Here is an 8642-nt window from a genome sequence, read left to right on the forward strand (position 1 = left end):
TTTTTTAATTCTCCCTACTAATCTTAGAACTTGTCTCATAGGTTTATAAAAGTGAGATTTGTTCTAAAGGGGAGTTCGTTATGGCTATCTTTTACAAAGGGATATTATTTTTGGCACTTTCTGCTTTCTTAGGAGAAGGTGTTGAGTTTTTAGTGAATTTAATTCTTGCAAAAGAATTGGGTAAGCATGGCCTAGGTTTATATATGTCTATCCTGCCATCCATTTATTTACTCGTACTTTTATCGAGCTTCGAACTGCCAGTTTCGATTTCTAAGTTTGTTGCGGAGAAAGAGGAAAAGTTTCATCGAAATATTCTTTATCATGCAATTACCATTACCATCATTTTTACAAGCAGCCTATTGCTGCTGGCGGTCATACTCATGCCTTTTATCTCTGTTTTTGATGGTTACCATCCTTATACCAGATGGTTAATTATCTTTTTAATTCCCGTTATTTCTTTTACCTCTGTCGCACGGGGATATTTTATGGGAAGGCACCAGATGGGGAAAATCGCCATTGCTAATTTCATAAGAAAATCAATTCAGCTAGTATTATTATTTCTTTTATTTCGTTTCTTTCAGTTTGACTCAGAAGCCTCGGTACTCATTGCAATTGCATCGTTTATAGGCAGTGAAATCGCCGTGTTTCTTTATTTATGCTATACATTAATCATTCAATTCCAACAGCTAAAACGGATGCCCTTCTCCAATCTAAATCGTAAGGCTGTCCGAAAAAGTTTATTGGCTGTCTCGGCACCAACCACTGGACTGCGGTTATTCTCAGCGTTAACGGGGGCGATCCAACCCTTTTTAATTAAGGTCGCACTGGTCAAATCTGGACTTTCTGATACCATTGCCACCGAGCATTTTGGAATGCTAATGGGTGTTGCTGCTTCAATTGGATTTTTTCCTGCCTTTATCGCCCACTCCCTCATGACGGTTTTAATACCAGCTGTTTCAAAGACGTTTTCGTTGAGAGATTACACCACATTACAAAAAATGCTATCACAAGTAATGATGCTTACCTTTCTTTACGGAGTTCCAGCGATGGTTGCTTTCTATGTTTTTGCCCCTCAGCTAACATCGATATTCTTTGAATCTTCTACAGCTGCAGTTTATTTACAAATGCTATGGCCATTTTTTCTCTTCCACTTTTTTGTCATGCCGATGCAGGCAATTTTAATTGGGTTGGGACTTATTAAGGAAACGTTTATCCATGGCATTTGGTCCACCATTGTTTCCTTTGCGATTATTATTATCCTTGCGCCACGTCCGGAATGGAGAATGGAAGGTGTGATTATCGCCATGAACACCGGATCTGTTTTATTGGCTTTATTGCATTATTTAACGATCTGCAAAAAAATTGGAGTTTCTATTCTAATGAAAGGTGTCATCCAGAAAAATAATTAAGAAAATCAATTTGATGGTGTAGGGGTTAAGCATGTTTATTCCGTCTATTCATGTAAGAAGAGTTAGTAGGAAAGTAGGTTTCGAAAAATGCGGGATAGAATGTTAGATTCATTTGAAGAAATAGTGAATGTACATGGAAAAATGATTTATCATTATATTTTTTCTTTAGTCAGACATAAAGAACTTGCCGAGGATCTTTACCAAGAGGTTTTAACATCCGCCTATTTGGCCATTCATACGATTAAGGAACCAGACAAAATAAAAAATTGGTTATATACGATAGCAGGAAATAAATGTCGTGATTATTGGCGAAAGGAAAATAAGGCAAAGAAATTTTGGCAGGAAGAGGTATACTCCTACGCTTCCATAGTCGAAGCGCCGCCTCTTCCAGAAGAAGAAATTCTCCAAAAATATTCTGTTAAAAAAATGGAGGAAAGTGTAATGTCTTTACCAGAAATATATAAGTCTGCTATCTTTCTATACTATTTTAAAGACCTTACACTATTGGAAATTTCTAATAAAAGCAATCTCCCCATTTCAACAGTTAAAACAAGAATGAAAAGGGGAAAAGAACAGCTAAAACCGAAACTTCAATATTTGGCATAAGAAAAGCCGGGTGCAATCACCCGGCTTTAGTCTTTACTTGATAGAATACCAAAGATACGTAAAATACTTACAAATAGATTGATAAAGTCTAGGTATAAATTCAACGCCATCAATGGAACTTCTTCCGCACTTACACCATAATGCTTCATCCGATTGAAATCATATAGGACGAAGCCGCTGAAAACCACTACACCGATAAACGAGAAGGCCAGCATAGCTGTCGAACTTAACGGCATGAAAATATGCCAAATGGAAATTACAACTAAAGCGAGCAGCGCTGCAAGTAAGAATCCGCCTAAAAAAGAAAAATTACGTTTGGATTTAGTAGCATAAATCGCTACGCCCGTAAATACGACAGTAGTAGTCCCAAAAGCCATCATCACCACATTGGCTCCAGCCGTCAACGCATAATAAGATACAATTGGATATAAGGTAACTCCTGAAATAAAGGTAAAGATATACAAGAAAGTATAAGAAATAGCTTTTCTCCGTCTAAAGAAAAAGGCAATCATCAATAGTACAAATTCAAAAATGGCTAATGGCAAAAATAATGCCGGTGGTACAAAGGTACCCGCCATAGTCCCGACGAAGGCGATGGCAAGTGAAAGAGCAAACGTCCTGATAACAGAAGGTAAAAATTCAGTAGATGTTTGTGCGTACAATTTTCTTCACCTCTAAAATATATTTATATCTAGAATATACGAACAAAAGGTCAAGATGTTTCATTTTTTCTAGAAAATTCTTTTTCTGCTTTTAATAAATCTCTTATTTCAGAAAGAAGTTCCTCTTGCTTGTCCATTTTAACCTCTACTTTGACTTCTTCTTCCTTCTTTTTAAAACGAGAAAGGAATTTTATAAACAAAAATATTGAAAAAGCAATGATTAAGAAATCGATAATGGATTGGAGGAATACCCCATATTTGACTGATCCAATAGCAAGTTCCGCAACATCAACCCTTCCAACGAGCATTGCAATGATTGGCATAATAATATCTGCCACAAGAGAGGAAACAATTTTTCCGAAAGCCCCGCCAATAATCACACCGACTGCAAGGTCAATGACATTCCCTCTCATCGCAAACTTCTTAAATTCATTTAACATACAAGAAACCTCCATGTTTTGATTCTAACAAAATCAGTAAAAAGCAGCTTCTTAAAACGAAGCTGCTCTTTTTATTATACCATTTAAAAAGCCCAATTACCGTTTCTAAATACTGGTTCTGATTTTCCATCAGCCGTAATACCGTCAATGTCCATTTCCTCGGAACCAATCATAAAATCAACATGAGTAATACTTTCGTTTAGTCCGTTTTCTTTTAATTCTTCAGGAGACATCTTCTTTCCGCCCTCGATACAGAAAGCATAGGCACTGCCAATTGCTAGGTGGTTAGAAGCATTTTCATCAAACAAAGTATTATAGAATAGGACATTTGATTGTGATATTGGTGAGTTATAAGGGACAAGTGCGACTTCACCAAGGTAATGCGAACCTTCATCTGTTTCGATAAGGCGCTTTAAGACTTCTTCCCCTTCCTCCGCCTTATAATCAACAATTCTTCCGTTTTCAAAGGTAATGGAGAAACGATCGATAATATTTCCTCCATAGCTTAGAGGCTTTGTGCTTGCCACGGTTCCATTTACACCTGTACGATAGGGAACCGTAAAGACTTCTTCCGTTGGCATATTAGCCATAAACTCAAAACCATTTTCATTTACACTGCCCGCACCAACCCAAATATGGTCTTTTGGAAGTTCAATCGTCAAATCTGTACCAGGAGCAGTGTAGTGAAGTTTTTTATAGCGCTTTTCATTTAAATAGCTAACTTTCTCATGTAACGTTTCATCATGCTTTTTCCAAGCTGCCACTGGATTATCCGTATCTACGCGAACAGATTTAAAGATGGCATCCCAAAGTAATGAAACTTGTTTGTCACTCGGTGCGTCAGGAAATACTTTTGCAGCCCATGCAGGGGATGGAGCAGCAATTACTGTCCAGCTAACTTTGTCAGATTGAACAGCTTGACGATACTTAGCCAATGCCGTTCCAGCTGCTTTTTGGAAGTTAGAAATCCGCTCTGGATTTATGCCTTTCAATAAATCAGGGCTTGAGGAAACAATCGCCATAAACGCTGCACCTTGCTCAACCAAAGCTTCTTGTTCTTTCGCACGCCATTCAGGGTATGTAGTAAAAGCTTCATCTGGAGCTAATTCGTATTTTGTTCTAGATACAACATCATCATTCCAGTTAACGATGACGTTCTGTGCACCTGTTTCATAGGCGCTTTTTACGACTAAACGAACTAATTCTGCAGCGTCTAACGTAGCATTGACAACTAAGGTTTGACCTTTTTGAATGTTGACACCAACCTTAACGGCAAGCTCAGCATATTTCTCAAGGTTCTTTTGAAATTCGCTCATATTTTTGTCTCCTTTTCAAAATCTTCCATTTATATTTTAGCTTTTATACAGTTAAAAAGATACTGATAACAGTTGTGCTCAAAAAATAGACAAAAAAATAGTAGGGATGTAATCTCTACTTTAACTTGCTGCCATAAACTTTTATATTTAGATAGACTCCAGCTGAAAATAAAACTAAAAATGTAAGAATACCTGACCAAGAAGTGGGAGACATGAATTGTGAAACTTCCACCAGTACCACCATCCTTATAAGTAGGAAATATTTACACCTTAATTATAATAGTAAAAGAGGTAATTGTGAACATTTTGTTACAACTTTTGAAAGCTGTTTGACATAAAAAAGGATCCTATTTAGGATCCAACTGCAGGTTTTTTTTCAAATGAATAAAACATAAGCCAATACAACCCGGCACTTGCTAAAGCAAGTATGGTTAAAACAAAAAATGTCCACTCATATCCTATCCAAACAGTCATTGGAATTGATAATGGAGCTATCGTCCTACTAATGGTGAATCGTAAACTAGCAGCAGCAAAATATTGTCCTCGCATATGCTCTGGTGCAAGCTTGGAAACAAAACTTTGTTGAATTCCAGCCCCCATTAATTCCGCAAAAGTGAAAACCGCCATCGCCACGATAAATCCCCAAATCCAATGGGTTTGACTAAAAAGTACTATGGAAATGGCGTATACAACAGAAGATAGGACAAATACATTCAGTTCTTTGAACGTGCTCATCCATTTTGTTACCGCAACGGTTAATAAGGCAACGAGCAGACCATTTTCTGCGAGTACTAATCCAAAGGCCTGCTCTCCTTTAACGGTAAATTCCCAATCGCCAATTGAGAATAGGGTTTGAAAATCGATTACATCCTTCATATAAACAGGAAATAACAAGTCCAATTGCATGAACGTCTGTCCAGCTAATACACCCGCAATAATAAAAAGAAGAAAGGTCCTATCTTTTATAATCAATGCGTAATCCTTTACCTGATTTTGTAAAAAGTAGTACCATTTTCGATCTGCACAGACAGCTTCCACTTTTTGAATCGGTGCCGTTTCCCTCGTCCATTTTGCTAAAATTAATCCAAGTAAAATACATACAATTCCTGCAACAACTAAAAGTTCAAATCGGTAATTGACATAAAAAATAGCACCTAAAATAGGTCCAATAACAACCGCAATATTGATCGAGGTGTAAAAAATAGCAAATACGCTGCTTCGATCCTTTTCGTCCACAACATCCGCCACCATTGCTTGACTAGCGGGCCAATAAAACGAGCCGAAAACTCCTGCAATACTAAATGCAACAAAACCTACCCAAGGGGACTGAAGCCAAGGTGAGCTCGCAAAGGCAAAAGCTAAAAAAGAAAGACCTTGTCCAATGGCTGAGATAACCATCATTCTTTTCCGCCCAAAGCGATCCGCACAATATCCCCCCATAAGATTGGCGATAACTGAAAAAATCTGCGAAAACACCAACAAAAAGCCAGCTTTATTTTTACCGAATTCTTCAGCGAAATAAATCGTCAAAAACGGGAAGAACATCCAAAACGTAATGTTCATCATCGCTTCACTAAATAAGCGAACTTTTAAATTCGGATCCCAATCTCTAATCCGCATTTTGTACCTCCGAAACAATTATGTATGATAGCTAATACATCATACTATCCTCGTATAGGAATATACAAGAAAAAAATAGGTACATCTGAATGCTCTAATACATCTTTCGTAAACCTTTCATGATTTAATTAATTGTATGCTATATTAATGGTTAAGGGTAATTCTGAAAGGGTGTAAAAATAAAGTGAAAAAAAGCGTTGTATTAGCTGAAAAGCCATCTGTTGCTCGTGACATTGCACGGGTATTAAATTGTAATAAAAAAGGAAATGGTTTTTTAGAAGGAGATAAGTATATCGTTACTTGGGCACTAGGGCATTTAGTTACACTTGCCGACCCTGAAGTATATGATGACAAGTATAAAACATGGAAATTAGAAGATTTACCAATGCTGCCTAATGAATTAAAGCTTGTAGTGATTAAGCAAACAGGAAAGCAGTTTCATTCGGTAAAAAGCCAATTGATTCGTTCTGATGTAGGAGAGATTATCATCGCAACAGACAGTGGTCGTGAAGGAGAATTAGTCGCCCGGTGGATTATTTCAAAAGCGAAGATAAACAAGCCGATAAAACGTCTTTGGATTTCTTCTGTTACGGATAAGGCCATTAAAGATGGTTTTGCGAACTTAAAGCCGGGTAAAGCCTATGAGAATCTTTTTGCTTCAGCTGTTGCACGATCAGAAGCCGATTGGTATATCGGTCTGAATGCAACCCGTGCGTTAACAACTCGATTCAACGCTCAACTTAACTGTGGCCGTGTCCAAACTCCGACCGTGGCAATCATTGCAGCACGTGAGGACGAAATCAAAAACTTCAAACCACAAAGCTATTACGGGATTGAGGCACAGACCACCGATAAATTGAAACTTACTTGGCAGGACGCAAAAGGAAACAGCCGCAATTTTAATAAAGAGATCGTGGATGAGATTGTTAAAAAATTGGGGACAAAAAATGCCATTGTAACGGAGATTGAAAGGAAGCCAAAGAAGTCCTTCTCTCCAGGGCTTTATGATCTAACAGAATTACAGCGTGATGCCAATAAAATTTTCGGGTACTCTGCTAAGGAAACGCTGAATATTATGCAAAAGCTTTATGAACAGCATAAAGTGTTAACGTACCCTCGTACAGATTCACGTTTTATTTCATCAGATATTGTTCCTACCATTCCGGAACGCCTAAAAGCCTGCGGGATTGGTGAATATCGTTTATTGACAAGTAAAATTTTAAAAAAGCCGATTAAGGTATCCAAATCGTTTGTAGATGATAGCAAGGTATCCGATCATCATGCGATCATACCAACCGAGGGATATGTGAACTATTCTGCTTTTACAGATAAAGAACGGAAAATTTATGACTTGGTTGTTAAAAGATTCCTGGCTGTCTTATTCCCCGCATTTGAGTATGAACAATTAACGCTTCGTGCAAAAATCGGTGAAGAAAACTTTGTTGCTAGAGGAAAAACGATTTTATTAAATGGCTGGAAAGAGGTTTACAATAATCACTTGGAAGATGATGATGAAAGTGATGATCTGAAAGAACAGATTCTGCCGCGTATTGAAAAAGGCGATACATTAAACGTAAGTCTAATTGCACAAACATCAGGTCAAACAAAACCGCCGGCACGATTTACAGAGGCAACTTTATTATCAGCAATGGAAAATCCCGTGAAGTATATGGAAACTCAGGATAAAAAGCTTGCTGATACTTTAAAATCAACGGGCGGTTTAGGGACGGTTGCGACCCGTGCTGATATTATTGAAAAGCTATTCAATTCATTTTTAATCGAAAAGCGTGGTAAAGACATTCATCCTACTTCTAAAGGCCGTCAATTGCTGGATTTAGTGCCAGAAGAACTAAAATCTCCAATATTGACTGCGGAATGGGAGCAAAAGCTTGATCAAATTGCTCATGGCAAGCTGAAAAAAGAAGTATTTATCGGTGAAATGAAGAATTATACAAAAGAAATTGTATCAGAAATTAAGGCAAGCGGTAAAAAATACAAACACGACAATATTTCTACGAAAAATTGCCCGGACTGTGGAAAACCAATGCTTGAGGTAAATGGGAAAAAAGGAAAAATGCTGGTATGCCAAGACCGCGAATGTGGACATCGGAAAAATGTGTCGCGAGTTACAAATGCACGGTGCCCACAATGCCGTAAAAAACTGGAGCTTCGCGGCGAAGGAGAAGGACAAATTTTCGCATGTAAATGCGGGCACCGTGAGAAACTATCTGCTTTTGAAGCACGCCGAAAAAAGGAATCTACTGGTAAAGTCGATAAACGTACGGTGCAAAAGTATCTGAAAAACCAACACAAAGAAGAAGAGCCAATTAATACAGCTTTAGCTGATGCTTTAAAGAAGTTGAAACTGAAATAAGGAATAAAAGAGTAAGCAAGTTGTTAACTCACATAAATGGTCCTGCAATTCGCAGGACTATTTTTTGTAGTATGATACTTTTATTTGCTATTGTGCTAAAGTATTATTGAAGTAAAATTCTGACAATTATATTGACAATCGGACTTTTTATCACATACAATAATTATTAATATAATAGAATCATTAGTGCCGAAATTAGTTGCGGATGGCCGAGA

At 37.6% G+C, this 8642-nt stretch carries 7 protein-coding genes; 3 read left to right on the forward strand and 4 right to left on the reverse strand.

Annotated features, from left to right (window positions below):
- Positions 1-80 precede the first annotated feature (80 nt).
- Positions 81-1409, forward strand: coding sequence for an oligosaccharide flippase family protein (locus V7108_RS19315; RefSeq protein ID WP_335511401.1), 1329 nt, complete (start codon positions 81-83; stop codon positions 1407-1409).
- Between the two features lie 87 nt (positions 1410-1496).
- Positions 1497-2015 (forward strand): RNA polymerase sigma factor, encoded by a 519-nt coding sequence (locus V7108_RS19320; protein ID WP_335511399.1) that lies wholly within the window; start codon positions 1497-1499, stop codon positions 2013-2015.
- A gap of 26 nt (positions 2016-2041) precedes the next feature.
- Here the strand turns inward: V7108_RS19320 and V7108_RS19325 are convergent, their stop codons facing one another.
- The 4 genes from V7108_RS19325 to V7108_RS19340 all read right to left on the reverse strand — a co-directional run bounded on the left by V7108_RS19325 (position 2042) and on the right by V7108_RS19340 (position 6053).
- On the reverse strand, positions 2042-2677 hold the full coding sequence (locus tag V7108_RS19325) for a Bax inhibitor-1/YccA family protein (protein ID WP_335569117.1): 636 nt from the start codon (positions 2675-2677) through the stop codon (positions 2042-2044).
- Between the two features lie 50 nt (positions 2678-2727).
- A complete protein-coding gene (gene mscL / locus V7108_RS19330) occupies positions 2728-3117 on the reverse strand; it encodes a large conductance mechanosensitive channel protein MscL (RefSeq protein ID WP_335569118.1) in 390 nt (129 codons plus the stop codon).
- Positions 3118-3200: 83 nt separating this feature from the next.
- Positions 3201-4433, reverse strand: coding sequence for an aminopeptidase (locus V7108_RS19335; RefSeq protein ID WP_335569119.1), 1233 nt, complete (start codon positions 4431-4433; stop codon positions 3201-3203).
- Between the two features lie 351 nt (positions 4434-4784).
- On the reverse strand, positions 4785-6053 hold the full coding sequence (locus tag V7108_RS19340) for an MDR family MFS transporter (protein ID WP_335569120.1): 1269 nt from the start codon (positions 6051-6053) through the stop codon (positions 4785-4787).
- 184 nt (positions 6054-6237) lie between these two features.
- Between V7108_RS19340 and V7108_RS19345 the strand changes: the two genes are divergently transcribed.
- Positions 6238-8427, forward strand: coding sequence for a DNA topoisomerase III (locus tag V7108_RS19345; protein WP_335569121.1), 2190 nt, complete (start codon positions 6238-6240; stop codon positions 8425-8427).
- Positions 8428-8642: the final 215 nt, after the last annotated feature.

This window comes from Neobacillus vireti (assembly GCF_036962345.1).
Classification (GTDB): Bacteria; Bacillota; Bacilli; order Bacillales; family Cytobacillaceae; genus Neobacillus; species Neobacillus vireti_A.

What these genes read in the sequence shown, in the direction of transcription:
- V7108_RS19340 (WP_335569120.1), bottom strand. Translation starts at nt 6,053, where the DNA reads ATGCGGATTAGAGATTGGGATCCGAATTTAAAAGTTCGCTTATTTAGT.
- V7108_RS19315 (WP_335511401.1), top strand. Translation starts at nt 81, where the DNA reads ATGGCTATCTTTTACAAAGGGATATTATTTTTGGCACTTTCTGCTTTC.
- V7108_RS19335 (WP_335569119.1), bottom strand. Translation starts at nt 4,433, where the DNA reads ATGAGCGAATTTCAAAAGAACCTTGAGAAATATGCTGAGCTTGCCGTT.
- V7108_RS19320 (WP_335511399.1), top strand. Translation starts at nt 1,497, where the DNA reads ATGCGGGATAGAATGTTAGATTCATTTGAAGAAATAGTGAATGTACAT.
- mscL (WP_335569118.1), bottom strand. Translation starts at nt 3,117, where the DNA reads ATGTTAAATGAATTTAAGAAGTTTGCGATGAGAGGGAATGTCATTGAC.